Origin of the sequence: Paraburkholderia sp. J10-1 (genome assembly GCF_905220165.1) — a bacterium.
Taxonomy (GTDB): Bacteria; Pseudomonadota; Gammaproteobacteria; order Burkholderiales; family Burkholderiaceae; genus Paraburkholderia.
The window spans coordinates 151,751-169,100 of the sequence record NZ_CAJMYW010000006.1 but is presented as its reverse complement, the minus strand read 5'-3'; the positions used below and the strand labels follow the sequence as shown (position 1 = coordinate 169,100).

The following is a 17,350-nucleotide window of genomic DNA, read 5'->3' as shown; positions in this document are numbered from 1 at the left end:
AGCCCATGACCAACACGGACACGTCCCTCATCGCAGACCTGACGGAAGCGGAAATCCTGCTCGCCCAGCCGCGTGGCTTCTGCGCCGGCGTCGATCGGGCCATCGAGATCGTCGAACGCGCGATCCAGCTTCACGGCGCACCGATCTACGTGCGTCACGAAATCGTCCACAACGCGTATGTCGTCGAAGACCTGCGCAAGAAGGGCGCGATCTTCATCGAGCAGCTCGATGAGGTCCCGTCCGGCAACACGGTGATCTTCAGTGCGCACGGCGTCTCCAAGTCGGTGCGTGCCGATGCCGAGGCGCGCGGACTGCGCGTGTATGACGCGACCTGCCCGCTCGTCACGAAGGTGCACGTGGAAGTCGCGAAGATGCGCGACGAAGGGCTCGACATCGTCATGATCGGGCACAAGGGCCATCCAGAAGTGGAGGGCACGATGGGGCAGGTGGCCGAGGGGATGTACCTCGTCGAAGACATTGCCGACGTCGAGGCGCTCAAGCTGCGCGATCCGCAGCGCGTGGCGTTCGTCACCCAAACCACGCTGTCGGTGGACGACGCCGCGGAAATCATCGCCGCGCTCAAGACGCGCTTTCCGGCGATTCGCGAGCCGAAGAAGCAGGACATCTGCTACGCCACGCAGAATCGCCAGGACGCCGTCAAGTTCATGGCGCCGCAGTGCGATGTCGTGATCGTGGTGGGGAGCCCGAACAGCTCCAATTCGAACCGGCTGCGCGAAGTGGCCGAGAAGCGCGGCATTCCCGCCTATATGGTGGATGCCCCCGAGCAGATCGACCCCCAGTGGCTCGTCGGCAAACGCCGGATCGGTCTGACGGCTGGAGCGTCGGCTCCCGAGGCGCTCGCGCAGGAAATCATTCGCCGTCTGCACGAACTTGGTGCGCGCAACGTGCGTGCACTCGAAGGCATCGAGGAGAACATTGCGTTCCCCTTGCCGCGTGGACTCGGCCAGCCGGCCTGAAGCTTCCCGCTCCCTGCAAAAACGCGCCCATCCGGCGCGTTTTTTTATGCCCGCGACGGACGCAGGGCGTCATTAATAAGGGTCATATTGCCAGAAAAGCGAGGTTAACCTCACATTGGCCGGGTGTTCTTATTAGTGTTTTCGCTAGAGTGGGGCATCGAATTGCGTGGTATGACCCCAGATGTATGAGGTAATTGACACGCTTTCGACACGCATGCACCGCGTCGGGGCAGCATTTTTATGCTCTCCCTTAAATACCGTTCATTTGAACCAATGCCCGCCTGACAAGGCATTGCGGCCATTATTCGCAACACATGATGCGAAACCCGCGGATTTTTGGTGCAACTGGTGCACGAAAATGCGGCGCAACCTACGGTGCAACCCGATACAGGCTGTTATCTAAAAATATGGTTGCAATGCAGGAAAACCCTGCCGGTTCAACAATATTGCCCGTCGCATAATTGGCGTTACAATGCGCGCGTTCTGAAGGCTGGACATCGTTGAGAAGGCCATCAGGCAAGCATTTCGGAAGGCGCAGGAGACCTGATTAATGCAATTCAAGTCTGCTTTTTCCGCGTCATCGATTAATGCGGTTGCGCTACGCAACACGTGGCACAGCCGCAATGTCGAGACGGGTATGAGCGCAACATCGATCATTCCTGGCATGCAGATTGCTTTTGCATGCTCCGGCGTTGTCATGCCGGTTCGCCGCCTGGATGCGATGGATCTCGCAGGTGAGATCCTGAAGCGCGTGGGCGGCCGGGGAGAGGGAGTCATGACGTTTGACGCATTCGCGTTTGCGGGCCGCGAGGCTCGCCGTGAATACGCCAACGTGAATATGACGCGTAGTTGATTGAACCCGACGGCACCGAACCATCCGACGGTGCCGTTTTTGCATCCGCTTTTGGCGAGCCTGCCGCTGCAACACAGCGGCAACGCGAACCAGGGCGGCCAACCGTTACCGGTTTTTACTTCAATACCCGAAAGTGTCGTTGTGGTTCCGTAAAACATCGCCCACCGGCCGATGACGAGCGCGAATCCGGTTGCACGGGCTAAGGAGCATTAAATGGATATTTTCATCCAGCAGATCCTGAATGGGCTGGTGCTTGGCAGCATTTACGCCATCATCGCTCTGGGCTACACCATGGTGTACGGGATTCTGGGCATCATTAACTTCGCGCACGGCGACGTGCTCATGGTGGGCGCCATGGTCGCGCTCTCCGCGATCAATGTGCTCCACAATCACTTCCCGGGCCTCGGGAACATCCCCACGCTGTGCATCGCCCTGGCCGTCGCCGCGGTCGTGTGTGCGGGCGTCGGGTACACGATCGAAAAGGTCGCGTACCGGCCGCTGCGCCGGGCGCCGCGCCTCGCACCGCTGATCACCGCGATCGGTGTGTCGATCCTGCTGCAGACGCTCGCCATGATCATCTGGGGCCGTAACCCGCTCGCGTTCCCCCAGCTCATCTCGACCGACCCGATCAACGTCATCAAGCCGACTGAAACCGGCGTGGGCGCCGTGATCTCGATGACGGAAATCGTCATCATCGTGGTCGCGTTCCTCGTGATGGCGGGTCTGTTGCTCCTCGTGCACAAGACCAAGCTCGGCCGCGCCATGCGCGCGATCGCCGAGAACCCGAACAATGCCTCGCTGATGGGCGTGAACCCGAACTTCGTGATCTCGGCCACGTTCATGATCGGCTCGGCGCTCGCGGCCCTCGCCGGCGTGATGATCGCCTCGGAATACGGCAACGCGCACTTCTACATGGGTTTTATCCCCGGCATGAAGGCCTTCACGGCGGCTGTGCTGGGCGGTATCGGCAACCTCGGCGGCGCGATGGTCGGCGGCGTGGTGCTCGGTCTGATCGAGCAGCTCGGCGCAGGCTACATCGGCAACCTGACCGGCGGGGTGTTCGGCAGTAACTATCAGGATGTCTTCGCATTCATCGTGCTGATCGTCGTGCTCGTGTTCCGTCCGTCGGGGCTGCTGGGCGAACGTGTCGCGGACCGCGCATAAGAGGGAGTAGCACAACATGACTTCAATTCAACCGATCGAGCCGTCGACGACGCTCATCCCCGAAAAGAACACGACGAAGACCCTCGCGGTGGGTATCGTGACGGCCATCGTCGTGGCCGCGCTGCCCTTCGTGGTCGGCGCCACGGGTGGCAACTACTGGGTGCGCGTGCTCGACTTCGCGATGCTGTACGTGATGCTCGCGCTGGGCCTGAACGTGGTGGTGGGCTTCGCCGGCCTGCTGGACCTGGGCTATATCGCGTTCTACGCGGTGGGCGCCTACACGGCCGCGCTGCTGACTTCACCGCACCTCGCGAATCAGTTCGCCTGGATCGCGAACATGTTCCCGGGCGGGATGCATACGCCGTACTGGATCGTGATTCCGTGCGCGATGGCGCTCGCCGCGCTCTTCGGCGTGCTGCTCGGCGCGCCGACACTGCGTCTGCGTGGCGACTACCTCGCCATCGTGACCCTGGGCTTCGGGGAAATCGTTCGTATCTTCATGAACAACCTCGACCGTCCGGTGAACATCACCAACGGGCCGCAGGGTATCACTGGCGTCGCGCCGCTGCAGGTCATGGGCTTCAACCTCGCGCAGCCGCATGAGATCCTCGGCTTCACCTTCACGTCGGTGTACATGTACTACTACGTGTTCGTGATCTGTGCGCTGCTCGTGATCTGGGTGTGTACGCGTCTGCAGCACTCGCGTATCGGCCGTGCATGGGCCGCGATCCGCGAAGACGAAATCGCCGCCAAGGCCATGGGCATCAACACCCGTAACGTCAAGCTGCTCGCGTTCGCGATGGGCGCGTCGTTCGGCGGTCTTTCGGGCGCGATGTTCGGTGCGTTCCAGGGCTTCGTGTCGCCGGAATCGTTCACGTTCTGGGAATCGGTCGTCGTGCTCGCCTGCGTGGTGCTGGGCGGCATGGGCCACATCCCAGGCGTGATTCTCGGCGCCGTGCTGCTCGCCATTTTCCCCGAGTTCCTGCGCTCGACCATGGGCCCGCTCCAGCACATGCTGTTCGGCCACGAAATCGTCGATACGGAAGTCATCCGCCAGTTGCTCTACGGCCTCGCCATGGTCGTCATCATGCTGTATCGCTCGGAAGGCCTGTGGCCCGCGGCGAAGCACGAGGACAAGATCGCCAAGATCGCCAAGCGCGCCAGCAAGAAGCCGATTCGCGCATAACGGGGAGAACAGACTATGAGCAACAAATCCATCCGCCTGTCCGTGAAGGGCGTGAACAAGCGCTTCGGCGGCCTGCAGGCGCTGTCCGACGTCGGCCTGCAGATCGAGGAAGGCACGATCTACGGCCTGATCGGTCCGAACGGCGCCGGCAAGACCACGTTCTTCAACGTGATCACCGGTCTCTACACGCCTGATTCGGGCGAGTTCAAGCTCGACGGCACGGCTTATACGCCGACCGCCGTCTATCAGGTGGCGCAGGCCGGCATCGCGCGTACGTTCCAGAACATTCGCCTGTTCGGCGGCATGACCGCGCTCGAAAACGTGATGGTCGGCCGCCACGTGCGGACGAAGCACGGGCTGCTCGGCGCGGTGTTCCAGACGCCGTCGGAGCGTCAGGAAGAGCGCGAGATCAAGGAACGCGCGATCGAACTGCTCGAATACGTGGGCATCGCGCAGTACGCCGACTACACGTCGCGCAATCTCTCGTACGGCCACCAGCGCCGTCTGGAAATCGCGCGCGCGCTCGCGACCGATCCGAAGCTGCTCGCGCTCGACGAGCCGGCGGCCGGCATGAACGCGACCGAGAAGGTCGAACTCACGCGCCTGCTCGACAAGATCCGCGCCGATGGCAAGACCATCCTGCTGATCGAGCACGACGTGAAACTGGTGATGGGCCTGTGCAACCGGATGACAGTGCTCGACTATGGCAAGGTGATCTCCGAAGGGCTGCCGCAAGACGTGCAGAAGGACCCGAAGGTGATCGAGGCATATCTGGGTGCGGGGGTTCACTGATGTCGACATCGGTTCTGAAAATCAAGGGTCTGCAGGTCAACTACGGCGGGATCCAGGCGGTCAAGGGCGTGGACATGGAAGTTCGCCAGGGCGAACTCGTCACGCTGATCGGCGCGAACGGCGCGGGCAAGACCACGACCATGAAGGCGATCACGGGCCTGAAGCCGTACTCGGCGGGCGACATCGAGTACATGGGCCAGTCGATCAAGGGCGTGCCGGCGTACGAGCTGCTCAAGCGCGGCCTCGCGATGGTGCCGGAAGGCCGCGGCATCTTCGCGCGCATGTCGATTCTCGAAAACATGCAGATGGGCGCGTACCTGCGCAGCGACAACGACGGCATCCAGAAGGACGTCGATCGTATGTTCGGCTTCTTCCCGCGCCTGAAGGAACGCGCCACGCAGCTCGCGGGCACGCTCTCGGGCGGCGAGCAGCAGATGCTGGCCATGGCGCGCGCGATCATCAGCAAGCCGAAGCTTCTGTTGCTCGATGAGCCGTCGATGGGTCTCTCGCCGATCATGGTCGAGAAGATCTTCGAGGTGGTGCGCACGATCTCGTCGGAAGGCATCACGGTGCTGCTCGTCGAGCAGAACGCGCGCCTCGCGCTGCAGGCGGCGAACCGCGGTTACGTGATGGACTCGGGCCTCGTGACGATGGAAGGCGAAGCCAAGCAGATGCTCGACGATCCGAAGGTGCGCGCCGCGTACCTGGGCGAGTAAGCTGCACGGCGTTGCGGTCCTCGCGGCCACATAAAACAAAAGCCGCATGGGTGGGTCACCCATGCGGCTTTTTTCATGCCATCGACGAATCAGGCTCAGGCGAGCGCTTCGGACTCCTGCACGGCAAGCCGCTTGCCGAGACTCACTACGGCGTCGGCGCGATAGCCGAGCCGCTCGTAGAACGCGAGCACCTCGGCCTTGTCGGTGAGCACCTGAAGGTTGAGTTTCAGGCAGCCCATCGCGGCGAGCGCATCTTCCGCGTGACGCACGAGCCGCGTGCCGAGACCGTGACGCCGCGCTTCGGGCGCGACGGCGACCGAATAGAGCCAGCCGCGATGCCCGTCGTAACCGGCCATCGCCGTGCCGACGAGTGCGCCGTCAACGTCGCCGTCGCTGCGAATCGCGACGAAGAAAAGCTCCGGCTGCGTGCCGAGCTTGTTCGCGATCGACAGCCGCGGATTGCGGTGCGGCCGGCTCGTGTCGTTGTACTCGGGAAACGCCTGCAGCCAAAGCGCGATCACCGCTTCCGTATCGGCTTCGCTGAACACGCGGATCGTGATGGACATCGCCCGTGCTCCGTCCGATTACAGCGAGTCGAGAATCGTGCGCAGCATCGCCATCATCTGGTCGATTTCCTGCGTCGTCACGTTCAGCGCCGGCATGAAGCGCAGCAGGTTCGGACGCGCGGCGTTGAGCAGCAGGCCATCGGGTTGCATGAGGCGCGCCTTCTCGACAATCTCCGGGCCGATGTCCTTGCCGAGCAGCAGCGCGCGCAGCAAGCCTTCGCCGCGCTCGCCCTGGAAGCCGCGTTCGGCCGAAAGTTCGAGCAGCTTTTCACGCAGATATTCGCCGCGCGCGCGCACGCCTTCGAGGAAGCCGGGCGCAACCAGTTGCGAGATCACCGAATAGCCCACGGCCGTCATCAGCGGGTTGCCGTTGTACGTGCCGCCCTGGTCGCCCGCTTCGAACACGGCGATTTCCTTCTTCGAGAGCAGCGCCGCGAGCGGCACGCCGCCGCCGATGCCCTTGCCGAGCGTCATGATGTCCGGCTCGATGCCCGAAAGTTCGTAGGCGAAGAGGGTGCCGGCACGACCGCAGCCGCTTTGCACTTCGTCGACGATCAGCAGGATGCCGTGCTTTTTCGTGAGCGCGCGCAGTTGCTGCATGAATTCGCGCGTGGCGGGAATGACGCCGCCTTCGCCCTGGATCGGCTCGAGCATCACGGCGACGGTCTTCGCGTTGATGAGCTTTTCAACCGAGGCGATATCGTTCAGGTCCGCCTTCGGGAAGCCCGGCACTTGCGGCGCGTAGATCGTGTCCCAGCCCGGCTTGCCGCTCGCCGACATCGTCGCGATCGTGCGGCCGTGGAAGCTGTGGTCGAACGTGATGATCTCGTAGGCGCCGTCGCGATGCTTCTTGCCCCACTTGCGCGCAAGCTTGATCGCGCCTTCGTTGGCTTCGGCGCCGCTGTTGGCGAAGAACACCTTGTCGAAGCAGCTGTGCTCGGTGAGCAGGCCCGCGAGCTTCGCCATCGGCTCGTTGTAGAAGGCTGGCGACGGGTTGATGAGCAGGCGCGACTGCTTTTCCAGCGCCTCGATCATGCCTTCGTTGCAGTGCCCGAGGCTGTTGACGGCCCAGCCCTGGATGAAGTCCAGGTATCGCTTGCCTTCGTTGTCGTAGAGCCACGACCCCTTGCCATGCGTGAAAACGATTTCGGGCCGGTTGGTGATGTACATCAGCGACTCGATCGGGTACTCGGAATAATTCATGGCAACGGGCTCCGCGTTGGGGCTGCTAAAGGGTTGAGAACGGGGTTGCAAACGGGGTTGCAAACGATACGGCGGAAAAACAAAAAGCCACGGACTGGCCGTGGCTTTCGTGATTCGAACTTGCTGTGCGTTGCGAAGTGCAACGCGCGTCCGCGAGTAGCCAGGCCCTAAAGATGGGGCGAGCGGCGACGTCGGAGGGCGGACAGGATGCAGTTCATGGGCGCAAGAATACGACAAGCCGAACGGCGATGTAAACCGTCAATGTGCCGATTTTGTCCAATCGGCCGAAGAATTTTTCGTGACGGCCAGCTTTGCCGGTCGATACGGGTCATTGCATTGTGCACGCAACGACCCGCCCCAACAACGCTCAGACGGCGTTCGCGAGGTCTGCGGCGCTCGTGAACGAGTCCGCGTAGAACTCGTCTTCGGGCAGACCGTGATGTTGCGTAAAGTCGCGCTGCGCCGACTCGACCATCACCGGTGCGCCGCACGCATAGACCTGATAGCCCGAAAGGTCCGGCAGATCCTCGATCACGGCGCGGTGCACGAAGCCCGTGCGGCCGGTCCAGTTGTCGTCGGCGGCGGGCTCGGAGAGCACCGGCACGAAGCGGAAGTTCGGGATGTCCTTCGCCCATTGACCGGCGAGATCCATCAGGTACAGGTCCTTCTTCTGGCGCGCGCCCCAGTAGAGCGTCATCGGGCGGTTCAGGTTCTTGTGGACCGCGTGCTCGACAATCGCCTTGAGCGGCGCGAAGCCGGTGCCCGAAGCGAGCAGCACGATGGGCTTGTCGGACTCCTCGCGCAGGAAGAAGGTGCCGAGCGGTGCTTCGAAGCGCAGGATGTCGCGCTCCTTCATCTGCGAGAAAACGTGGTCGGTGAACTTGCCGCCGGGCATGTGGCGGATGTGCAGCTCGATCGGGCCTTCCTCGTGCGGCGCGCTCGCCATGGAGTAGCTGCGGCGCGTGCCGTCCTTGAGGATGAATTCGAGGTACTGGCCGGCGAGATACTGCAGACGCTCGTTGGCGGGCAGCTGCAGCTTGAGGACGACTACGTCGTCGGCCTTGCGTTCGATGGCGGCGATGCGGGTAGGCAGCTTGCGCACCTGCACGTCGCCCACGCCCGCCACTTCGCGGATATCGATTTCGAGGTCGGTTTGCGCCGTCGCACAGCAGAAGAGGGCCATGCCGCGCGTCCTTTCGTCATTGGACAGCGCCGAAGCCGCGTGAGCGCGCTGCTCCACTTCGCCGTGGCAGACCGTGCCCTTGCACGAGCCGCACGCGCCGTTCTTGCAGCCATACGGCAGGCCGATGCCCTGGCGCAGGGCCGCGTTGAGAATGGGTTCGTCGGGCTCGACCTGGAATTGCCGGCCGCTTTGCTTGAGCGTTACGTTGAAAGCCATATTCAGGGAAGCGTAAGTCTGTATCCGAGGGTTGATTCCGGGTGCGGGCCAGTTCCGGACTTTTCCGGCTAGTGTCCGCGTTTGCTTGCCGGCCTTCGCCGCGAGGCCCGGGCCGCTAAAATGGTTCCACCATGATTGCCACACGAACCTTGCGCCGTGCGCGCATCCTGATTGTCGGTTGCGGCGACGTCGGCCTGCGCTGCGTCACCCAGTTGCGCGAGCGGCCAGACCGCGCGCGCGTTTTTGCGCTCACGCGCCGATCCGAGCGCGCAGACGCGGTACGGGCCGCGGGCGCAACGCCGGTGCGCGGCGACCTCGATTTCCGCACGAGCCTCACGCGGATCGCGGGCCTGGCTGGCACCGTCCTGCACCTGGCGCCGCCGCAAAAAACCGGCGACGACGACCTGCGCACGCGCCGCCTGCTCGCAGCACTCGCGGCGCGCCGCCGTGCGAGGGCGCGGCCTGTGCTGGCGGGTGTGGCGCCGCGCGCATTGCGGCCCCCATTACGTGCTCTCGTGGGCCGCATGCGCCGCAGCGCTTTCGACCCTGCCACAGGCGCGGGAGCATCCGTTATTGTACCCGAGCGCATCCGGCGGTTTTCTCGTCCCCGGCGCCAGCGCCTCGAACGCACGAAGCTCGTATACGCAAGCACGACGGGCGTGTACGGCGATTGCGGTGGCGCGCGCATCGACGAAACTCGCACGGTGCAGCCAGCTAACGCCCGCGCCAAACGCCGGGTATCGGCCGAACGGCAACTGCGGCGCGCAACGGCGCGCGGCGGTGCGCTGAGCGCCACGATCGCGCGCATTCCCGGCATTTACGCAGCGAACCGCCTCCCGCTCGCACGCCTCGCGAAGCGCACGCCGGCGCTCGTCGCGAGCGACGACGTCTATACGAGCCACATCCACGCGGACGATCTTGCGGCGATTCTCCTGCGCCTCGCGACACATGGCCGCCCGGGGCGCACGATCCACGCGACGGACGACAGCGAACTGAAGATGGGCGAGTATTTCGACCGCGTAGCCGATGCCTTCGGCCTTGCGCGCGCACCACGCGTGAGTCGCGCGCAGGCCGAGCGCGAACTCGAGCCCGTCTTGCTGTCGTTCATGCGCGAGTCGCGCCGGCTCGCCAATACGCGTCTGAAGCGCGAACTGGGCGTGCGTTTGCGTTATCCGGATGTCGATGCTTTCTTGCGCACGCTGCCGCCGCACCCGTGACTTCGGGCGGGCGGCGCGGCGCAAAGCGTGCCGTTCACGTGATGGCCGGCAGCGCTTCGAGCAGGAGGAAGCACATTAGCGCTCCGATGAGCGCCCCGATGAGGTTCGGATGGTACTGATGTCGCATATGCATCGACGCGAGCAGGCCCCCAATCAGAACCGCCCCAAGCGCCATGAAGGCCATCAACACGAGTGAGATTTCGAATGAGCCGTTGATGATCATGATGCCCCTCCTTGCAACTTGTAATCGTTCTACAAACGAGTATAGGGCGGAAGCTCGGCAAGGACATGCTGCGGCGCGGCGATAACGGTGCCAGTGTGCAAGCATCGGTGCGTCAGCACACTGAGCGGCGGGCGTTCGCGCCGCCCGGTGGTGGTTTACCCCTTGTTGCGCAACGCGTCGAGCGCGTCGTCGTCGAGCCATTGCCAGGCGCCGGGAGCCAGTCCGGCGGGCAGGGAAAAGCCGCCGATGCGCTCGCGGTGCAACGCCTCGACGCGGTTGCCGGCCGCCGCCACCATCCGTTTGACCTGGTGATATTTGCCTTCGAGCACGGTTAGCTCCAGCTCGTGGTCCGCCCGTGCGCTGGCCGCGACGGCGGCGCTCGGCTGGCGCTCGCCGTGCAGCAGCACGCCTTCGCGCAGGGCGTGCAGCTGGGTTTCGTCGAGCGGGTGGCGTGTCGTCGCCACGTAGAGCTTCGGCACCTTGCGCTTGGGTGACGTGAAGGCGTGCACGAACTGGCCATCGTCGGAAAGCAGCAGGAGGCCGGTCGTATCTTGATCGAGGCGGCCGACGCATTGCACGTTGCGCTCGGCGAACTGTGGCGGCAGCAGATGAAACACGCTCAGGTGATGCTGCGGATCGCGCGAGCACTCATAGCCCGCGGGCTTGTTGAGCGCGATGTACGCGCGCTCGTGAAACGGCCACGGCGTGCCGTCCACGCTGAAGACGAGGCCCGCCGTGTCGAACGTGGCGAGCGGGTTGGTGCACGGCTCGCCCGCGACGGCGACCCGCGCGTCGGCGATGAGCGTGCGGCATTGGCGGCGTGAGCCGAAACCTTGGGTGAAGAGAATGCTTTCGAGATTCATGACGGACGGCGAACAGCGTAGAGCGGGGTATTTTATCCGTCGCGACGTGCAGCGCGCCCCCGCGCGATCCAGGCACGCCCTGCCAATTTGCCGCGCACGGCTTGACCACGTATTTCGGGCGGATGGCGTAACGTAGCGCGAGGTATTGGCAGGCCCGGCCCGGTTGCCGGGCCTGGACGCCTACGTATTTGACCCCCCAAGTATCTTCTCGTGCAGCGCCCGGCCTTGGTGCGCGCGCTGCGCGTTACGGCTCACGTGGAGAACACCATGGCGAAGACGATAGCGGATCATCTGGCAAAAACGCTCGAGGCGGTTGGCGTCGAGCGCATCTGGGGCGTGACGGGCGACAGCCTGAACGGGTTGTCGGCGAGTCTGCGCAAGCTAGGCACGATCCGCTGGATGCATACGCGGCACGAAGAAGTCGCTGCTTTCGCGGCGGGCGCCGAGGCCGCGGCAACCGGCCGGCTCGCCGTGTGCGCGGGCAGTTGCGGGCCCGGCAACCTGCATCTCATCAACGGTCTTTATGACTGCCATCGCAACCGTTCGCCGGTGCTCGCGATTGCGGCGCACATTCCGTCGACGGAAATCGGCCTCGGCTATTTCCAGGAAACGCACCCGACCGAACTCTTCCGCGAGTGCAGCCATTACGTGGAACTCGTGACGAACGCATCGCAGTTCCCGCGCGTGCTCGACACCGCGCTGCGCACGGCGATCGACCAGAAGGGCGTCGCCGTGATCGTGCTGCCCGGCGACGTGGCGCTTCTGGATGCGTCCGACGAGGAGCCGGCTTGGGCCCAGGCGGCGCGTCCGGCGACCTTGCCTTCGTCGGCGGATATCGACCGGCTCGCCGAATTGCTCAATCGCTCCGAAGCGGTGACGCTGCTATGCGGAAGCGGCTGCAAGGGATCACACGACGAAGTGGTGGCCTTCGCAGACGCGCTCGGCGCACCGACGGTGCATGCGCTGCGCGGCAAGCAGTATGTCGAATGGGATAACCCATACGATGTGGGGATGACCGGGCTGATCGGCTTCAGCTCGGGCTACCACGCGATGATGTCGTGCGACACGCTCGTTATGCTCGGCACCGACTTCCCGTATCGCAACTTCTATCCGCAGCACGCGAACATCGTGCAGATCGACCGCGACGCGGCCGCGCTCGGCAAGCGCGCGCCGCTCACACTCGGACTCGTCGGCGACGTGCGCGAAACGCTGCGCGCGCTCACGCCGAAGCTCACGCGCAAGACCGACCGTCGCTTTATCGATCGCGCGCGCGAGCACTACGCGAGCGCGCGCAAGGGGCTCGACGAACTCGCGCGCCCGGCTGCCGCGGGCAAGCCGCTGCATCCGCAGTACGTGGTGTCGCGGCTCGATGCGCTCGCCGAGGACGATGCGATCTTCGCGGTCGACGTGGGCACGCCCACGCTCTGGGCCGCGCGCTACCTGACGATGAACGGCCGGCGCCGTCTGCATGGCTCGTTCAATCACGGCTCGATGGCGAACGCCATGCCGCAGGCGCTCGGCGCGCAGGCGGCGCACGCCGGACGCCAGGTGGTCTCGCTCTCCGGCGACGGCGGTCTTTCGATGCTGCTCGGCGACATTCTCACGGCGCGCCAGCTCGATTTGCCGATCAAGATCGTTATCCTGAATAATGGCTCGCTCGGTTTCGTCGCCATGGAGATGAAGGCTGGCGGCTACGTGGAGACGGGCACCGATCTGGTCGCGACCAACTTTGCGGATATTGCGAAAGGCGCGGGGCTCTTCAGTGTGCGCGTGGAGACGTCCGAAGCGCTCGATGAGGCGTTGCGCGCGGCCTTCTCGCACGCAGGACCGGCGCTCGTCGACGTGGTGACGACGAAGCATGAACTGGCCATGCCGCCGAAGCTGCAGTGGGCGCAGGCGAAGGGGTTCAGTCTCTACATGCTGCGCGCGGTGCTGAGCGGGCGCGGAGACGAGGTGGTGGAGCTGGCGCAGACGAATTTGCGCTGAGGCTCGTGCGGCAGACCTGCGTCAGTCAGTGATCGAGACGCAGGTGCTGTCCTCGGGGTGGGTGATAAATTCATCGACCCGGCCAGCGCGCACGTCGAGCAGCAACCGGTCCAGCACTTCGAGCCTGGCGGATCGGTCGTTGCCCGATTTGATCAGCGTCGCTGCGGTGCGTCCAGAGACGGACTCGTGGGCCTCGATGAGGATGCGTATGGCTTCCTCTCGTGTCATGAAAATGCGGTCCATCGTGCTCTCCCGGCGTGCTATCTCAATAACACCGATAACGATAGCAGCGGGGTGCGGCGAGACACGCGGCATCTGCGAGACGCTTGATCTTCGTCCAATAACAGGCGTGTCGTATTCGAGCGGGCAAGAAAAAACCCGCGAAGCCGTGAGCTTTCGCGGGTTTCTGGATTCCGGCGGCAAGTGCTGAAACCTGCCGGAAAGTATTCTGGTGCCTCGGGCCGGAATCGAACCGGCACTCCTTTCGGAACCGGATTTTGAGTCCGGCGCGTCTACCAATTTCACCACCGAGGCGTGTGCTTGCGTGCTGCGAGCAACCGAGCGCACACGTGCATGCGCTCGAAGTAGCCTTAGATTATGACGCAAATTGTCCGCCCGGGCAACTACACGGCGGCCGCAAGCCCTCAAATCGTCCGCGAGAACCGTTCGGGCTGTTGTGCGCCAAGATAGCGGTCGAACACCATCGCAATATTGCGCACGAGCATGCGCCCAGCGGGCAGTACCTCGAGCCGGTTGGCGCTGCGCGCGACGAGACCGTCGCGCTCGAACTCGCGCAGCCGTTCGAGCTCGGTCGCAAAGGTCGCCGGAAACCGTACACCGTAGGCAGCCTCGAACTCGTCGTAACGCAGTTCGAGATTGCACATGAGTTCCGTAATGATGTCGCGGCGCAGACGGTCGTCGGCAGTGAGGCGCACGCCTTTCGCGGTCGCGAGCTTGCCCGCGTCGATGGCCGCGCCGTAGCCGATCAGGTCCTTCGCGTTCTGCGCGTAGACGTCGCCAACCTTGCCGATCGCCGAAGCGCCAAAGCCGATCAGGTCGCAGTCGGCGCGCGTGCTGTAACCCTGGAAATTGCGATGCAGCGTGCGTTGCGCCTGGGCGCGCGCGAGCTCGTCGGTGGGCAGCGCAAAATGATCCATGCCGATGTAGACGTAGCCTGCCTCGGTGAGCTGCTCGATCACGAGCCTCAACAACGCCATGCGCTCGGCGGGCGAGGGCAAGGTGGCTTCATCCATCTGACGCTGCATCTTGAACAAATGCGGCATGTGCGCGTAGCCGAACACCGAGATGCGATCGGGCGCGAGCAGCAGCATCGTCTCGAGCGTGCGGCCGAATGTTTTGACGTTCTGGTGCGGCAGGCCGTAGATCAGATCGACGCTGATCGATTCGAACCCGTTCGCGCGCGCGGCGTTCATGACGTCGACCGTCAGCTCGAGCGGCTGGATGCGGTTGACCGCCTTCTGCACAACCGGATCGAAGTCCTGAACACCGAGGCTCAGCCGGTTGAAGCCGAGCGAACGCAGATGCGCTACGGTCTGCGCCGTGGCTTCGCGTGGGTCGATCTCGATCGAGTATTCGCCCGCGTCGTCGGGCTGCAGTGCGAAGTGCTCGCGCGTGGCGGCCATGAGCGCGCTCATTTCGTCCAGCGAGAGGAAGGTGGGCGTGCCGCCGCCCCAATGCAGCTGCGAAACCGGGCGCTTCGTGTCGAAGAGGGCGGCCAGCAGCTCCAGCTCGCGGATCATCTGCGCGAGATACGGTTTCGCGCGGCCGCGGTTCTTCGTGATGACCTTGTTGCAACCGCAATAGAAGCAGACGGTGTCGCAAAACGGGACGTGGAAGTACAGCGAGAGGTCGGTATCGCTTGCGCCCGGATCGGCAGCCGCACGGCGGTAGTCGGCGGGATCGAAGTCGTCGCGGAACTGCAGGGCGGTGGGGTAGGACGTGTAGCGCGGGCCGTTGGCGCCGTATTTGGCAAGCAGGTCGGGGCGAAAGAGCAGGTCTGCGTCGCTCATGCAAAGCTCACTTGGAAGGGCGGCGCACGGGTGGGCAGCGTCCGGCGCCGCGGAACGCCGCGCACAGGTGGCCTGTCCTTTGTCCTACAGCGCCAGATTGACAAAGTGTACGAGCGGGTAGGAAGAAGCGATTGTGTAAAAAGGTCGCATGCGGGCGATGGCACAATGCGTCTGGTCCGTCGCGGCATGGTGTCGTAGTCTCCAGCGCCTCGGAAACAATTTGTCAGAGTTCCAGGAAGCCGAAGTGAGTACCGTTTTTTCCGCTGATGTCTCAGTGCATGCATGCCGCCCCGGTTGCGGCGCGTGCTGCATCGCGCCGTCCATTACGAGCCCGATTCCAGGCATGCCCGCAGGCAAGCCGGCCGGCGTGCGCTGCGTTCAACTCGGCGACGACCTGCGCTGCATGATCTTCGGCTCGCCATTGCGCCCGGCATGCTGCTCGGGCCTGCAGCCGCAGCCCGAGATGTGCGGAGCATCGCGCGAGGAGGCCATCGTCTGGCTCACGCGTCTCGAGGCGCAAACCCAACCGCAATCGCAGACGCCGGCCACGCGCTGAACCGGCGCAAACTGCGGCGGCCAGCCGTGATGCGCCAGAATGACGGCGCATCAAACCCGGCCAAACAAGGAGATTTCGCATGGTCCACACCGCAACGCGCGTTTCCCGGCGCGCCTTCCTGTTCACAGCCTGCGCTGCGGCGGGAACGGCGATGTCGCTCGGCGCGTGTGCGACGGGGATTTTCCCGTTCATTCCCGATCACTACACGTTTTCGCAACAGCAGGTGCAGGACGCGGTGCAGCGCAAGTTTCCTTATCACCGCTCGATGCAGCAGATTTTCGATGTCTCGCTCACGAACCCCGTGGTCACGCTGCAGCCCGATCGCAACCGCGTGGCCGTACGGCTCGATGCGCACCTCGAAAGCCCGTTGATGCAGCAGCCCGTGAGCGGCGCGTTCACGGTGTCGAGCGAACTCGCCTACGACAGCGCGAGCCGCGCCGTGGTGCTGCGCTCGCCTTCGGTCGATGGCGTCGACATGACAGGCAACGCCGCCGCCTACGCGTCGCAGGTGAGCGCGGTCGCCGCGCTCGTCGCCACGCAGTTGCTCAACAACTATCCGGTCTACACGTTCAAGCCAGACCAGCTCCAGTTTGCCGGCGTCAACTACGAACCCGGTACAATCACCATCCTTACAAACGGCATACGCGTGCAGATCGTCGAGAAGTAAGCAGACGGAACACGGGCACACGCGGCCGTCGTCGGTCGCGTGGCGCGGCGTGCGCCGTCCCGACGCTCAAAAAGAGGGATAAAAGGGATGGACTGGATTTTGACCTGCAAGGCGTTGATTCTTGGCATCGTCGAGGGGCTGACGGAATTTCTGCCCGTTTCGAGTACCGGGCATCTTATTGTCGTCGGCAGCTTGCTCAACTTCGAAGGCGACTATGCGAAGACCTTCTACGTGGTGATCCAGTTCGGCGCGATCCTCGCCGTGTGCTGGGAGTTCCGGCGCAAGATCGGCGAGGTTGTCGTAGGGCTGCCTTCGCGGCCCGATGCGCGGCGCTTCACGCTCAACGTGATCGTCGCCACCATTCCGGCAGTCGTGCTCGGTCTGATGTTCGAGAAGGCGATCAAGTCGGTTCTCTTTGCGCCGGTGCCGGTCGCGTTCGCGCTCGTGGGCGGCGGCCTTGTCATCCTGTGGGTCGAAAATCGCCTGCGCGGTCCGAAGGGACTGCCGGTCGCGGCGCAACACAGCGCGCGCGTGAACTCGATTGACGAGATCACGCCGCTCGACGCGTTCAAGGTGGGTTGCGCGCAATGTTTCGCGCTGATTCCGGGCATGTCGCGCTCGGGCTCGACCATCATCGGCGCGATGCTGTTCGGCCTCGAGCGGCGCGTTGCGACCGAGTTCTCGTTCTTCCTTGCGATTCCCGTGATCTTCGGCGCAACCGTGTATGAGCTATACAAGAGCTGGCACGAGCTTTCCGCGGACTGGCTCGGGCTCTTCGGCGTTGGCTTCGTCGCCGCATTCGTGAGTGCGTTCGCATGTGTGCGCTGGCTGCTGCGCTTCGTCGCGTCGCACGACTTCACCGCTTTCGCCTGGTACCGCATCGCTTTCGGTCTTGTGATCCTGCTGTTCGGCTATGGCGGCGGCCTCGGCTGGGACGACTAAAAACACAACG

The 17,350-nt window shown here is 63.9% G+C and carries 18 protein-coding genes and 1 tRNA gene; 11 read left to right on the top strand and 8 right to left on the bottom strand.

Translation table 11 applies throughout. The features are described 5' to 3' along the window. Window positions 1-5: 5 nt before the first annotated feature. The 6 genes from ispH to U5A65_RS20350 all read left to right on the top strand — a co-directional run bounded on the left by ispH (window position 6) and on the right by U5A65_RS20350 (window position 5,688). Window positions 6-977, top strand: coding sequence for a 4-hydroxy-3-methylbut-2-enyl diphosphate reductase (gene ispH / locus U5A65_RS20375; RefSeq protein ID WP_321913957.1), 972 nt, complete (start codon window positions 6-8; stop codon window positions 975-977). Window positions 978-1,527: 550 nt separating this feature from the next. Next, window positions 1,528-1,830, top strand: coding sequence for a hypothetical protein (locus U5A65_RS20370; protein WP_321947125.1), 303 nt, complete (start codon window positions 1,528-1,530; stop codon window positions 1,828-1,830). Between the two features lie 213 nt (window positions 1,831-2,043). After that, window positions 2,044-2,994, top strand: a complete 951-nt coding sequence (locus tag U5A65_RS20365) for a branched-chain amino acid ABC transporter permease (RefSeq protein ID WP_158758450.1) — start codon at window positions 2,044-2,046, stop codon at window positions 2,992-2,994. 16 nt (window positions 2,995-3,010) lie between these two features. Further along, a complete protein-coding gene (locus tag U5A65_RS20360) occupies window positions 3,011-4,180 on the top strand; it encodes an ABC transporter permease subunit (protein WP_321913955.1) in 1,170 nt (389 codons plus the stop codon). A 15-nt stretch (window positions 4,181-4,195) separates the two neighbouring features. Then, entirely contained in the window at window positions 4,196-4,972 is a 777-nt protein-coding gene (locus U5A65_RS20355; protein WP_321913954.1) for an ABC transporter ATP-binding protein, read from the top strand. Next, window positions 4,972-5,688 carry an ABC transporter ATP-binding protein gene (locus U5A65_RS20350; RefSeq protein ID WP_158758447.1) on the top strand — a complete coding sequence of 239 codons (717 nt, stop codon included), beginning with the start codon at window positions 4,972-4,974 and terminating at the stop codon, window positions 5,686-5,688. Before U5A65_RS20355 ends, U5A65_RS20350 begins: the two co-directional genes overlap by 1 nt. 95 nt (window positions 5,689-5,783) lie before the next feature. Here the strand turns inward: U5A65_RS20350 and U5A65_RS20345 are convergent, their stop codons facing one another. The 3 genes from U5A65_RS20345 to U5A65_RS20335 all read right to left on the bottom strand — a co-directional run bounded on the left by U5A65_RS20345 (window position 5,784) and on the right by U5A65_RS20335 (window position 8,856). Continuing rightward, entirely contained in the window at window positions 5,784-6,254 is a 471-nt protein-coding gene (locus U5A65_RS20345; protein WP_321913953.1) for a GNAT family acetyltransferase, read from the bottom strand. Between the two features lie 18 nt (window positions 6,255-6,272). After that, window positions 6,273-7,457 carry an acetylornithine transaminase gene (locus U5A65_RS20340; protein ID WP_321913952.1) on the bottom strand — a complete coding sequence of 395 codons (1,185 nt, stop codon included), beginning with the start codon at window positions 7,455-7,457 and terminating at the stop codon, window positions 6,273-6,275. Between the two features lie 367 nt (window positions 7,458-7,824). Further along, window positions 7,825-8,856: a CDP-6-deoxy-delta-3,4-glucoseen reductase gene (locus tag U5A65_RS20335; protein ID WP_321913951.1), complete on the bottom strand. Its 1,032-nt coding sequence runs from the start codon at window positions 8,854-8,856 to the stop codon at window positions 7,825-7,827. A gap of 131 nt (window positions 8,857-8,987) precedes the next feature. On the opposite strand from U5A65_RS20335, the gene U5A65_RS20330 reads away from it, so the two are divergent. Beyond that, entirely contained in the window at window positions 8,988-10,073 is a 1,086-nt protein-coding gene (locus tag U5A65_RS20330; RefSeq protein ID WP_321913950.1) for an NAD-dependent epimerase/dehydratase family protein, read from the top strand. 34 nt (window positions 10,074-10,107) lie between these two features. Here U5A65_RS20330 and U5A65_RS20325 read toward each other — a convergent pair whose 3' ends face one another. Then, the gene (locus U5A65_RS20325) at window positions 10,108-10,296 is read right to left on the bottom strand and encodes a hypothetical protein (protein WP_321913949.1); all 189 of its coding nucleotides are present in this window, start codon (window positions 10,294-10,296) and stop codon (window positions 10,108-10,110) included. 155 nt (window positions 10,297-10,451) lie between these two features. Continuing rightward, window positions 10,452-11,159, bottom strand: a complete 708-nt coding sequence (locus U5A65_RS20320) for a 16S rRNA pseudouridine(516) synthase (RefSeq protein WP_321947123.1) — start codon at window positions 11,157-11,159, stop codon at window positions 10,452-10,454. A 267-nt stretch (window positions 11,160-11,426) separates the two neighbouring features. Between U5A65_RS20320 and poxB the strand changes: the two genes are divergently transcribed. Beyond that, window positions 11,427-13,145 (top strand): ubiquinone-dependent pyruvate dehydrogenase, encoded by a 1,719-nt coding sequence (gene poxB / locus U5A65_RS20315; RefSeq protein ID WP_321947122.1) that lies wholly within the window; start codon window positions 11,427-11,429, stop codon window positions 13,143-13,145. A 21-nt stretch (window positions 13,146-13,166) separates the two neighbouring features. On the opposite strand, the gene U5A65_RS20310 is transcribed toward poxB, so the two are convergent. The 3 genes from U5A65_RS20310 to hemN form a co-directional block, all read right to left on the bottom strand. Beyond that, window positions 13,167-13,388, bottom strand: coding sequence for a hypothetical protein (locus U5A65_RS20310; protein ID WP_321913946.1), 222 nt, complete (start codon window positions 13,386-13,388; stop codon window positions 13,167-13,169). Window positions 13,389-13,594: 206 nt separating this feature from the next. Beyond that, window positions 13,595-13,679: transfer RNA gene (locus U5A65_RS20305), tRNA-Leu, on the bottom strand. A gap of 110 nt (window positions 13,680-13,789) precedes the next feature. After that, window positions 13,790-15,175 carry an oxygen-independent coproporphyrinogen III oxidase gene (gene hemN / locus U5A65_RS20300; protein WP_321947120.1) on the bottom strand — a complete coding sequence of 462 codons (1,386 nt, stop codon included), beginning with the start codon at window positions 15,173-15,175 and terminating at the stop codon, window positions 13,790-13,792. 244 nt (window positions 15,176-15,419) lie between these two features. Between hemN and U5A65_RS20295 the strand changes: the two genes are divergently transcribed. The 3 genes from U5A65_RS20295 (at window position 15,420) to U5A65_RS20285 (ending at window position 17,340) form a co-directional block, all read left to right on the top strand. Then, window positions 15,420-15,731 (top strand): YkgJ family cysteine cluster protein, encoded by a 312-nt coding sequence (locus tag U5A65_RS20295; protein ID WP_321935111.1) that lies wholly within the window; start codon window positions 15,420-15,422, stop codon window positions 15,729-15,731. Between the two features lie 79 nt (window positions 15,732-15,810). Beyond that, the gene (locus U5A65_RS20290; RefSeq protein ID WP_415765252.1) at window positions 15,811-16,398 is read left to right on the top strand and encodes a DUF1439 domain-containing protein; all 588 of its coding nucleotides are present in this window, start codon (window positions 15,811-15,813) and stop codon (window positions 16,396-16,398) included. A gap of 87 nt (window positions 16,399-16,485) precedes the next feature. Then, a complete protein-coding gene (locus tag U5A65_RS20285) occupies window positions 16,486-17,340 on the top strand; it encodes an undecaprenyl-diphosphate phosphatase (RefSeq protein ID WP_321913943.1) in 855 nt (284 codons plus the stop codon). Window positions 17,341-17,350: the final 10 nt, after the last annotated feature.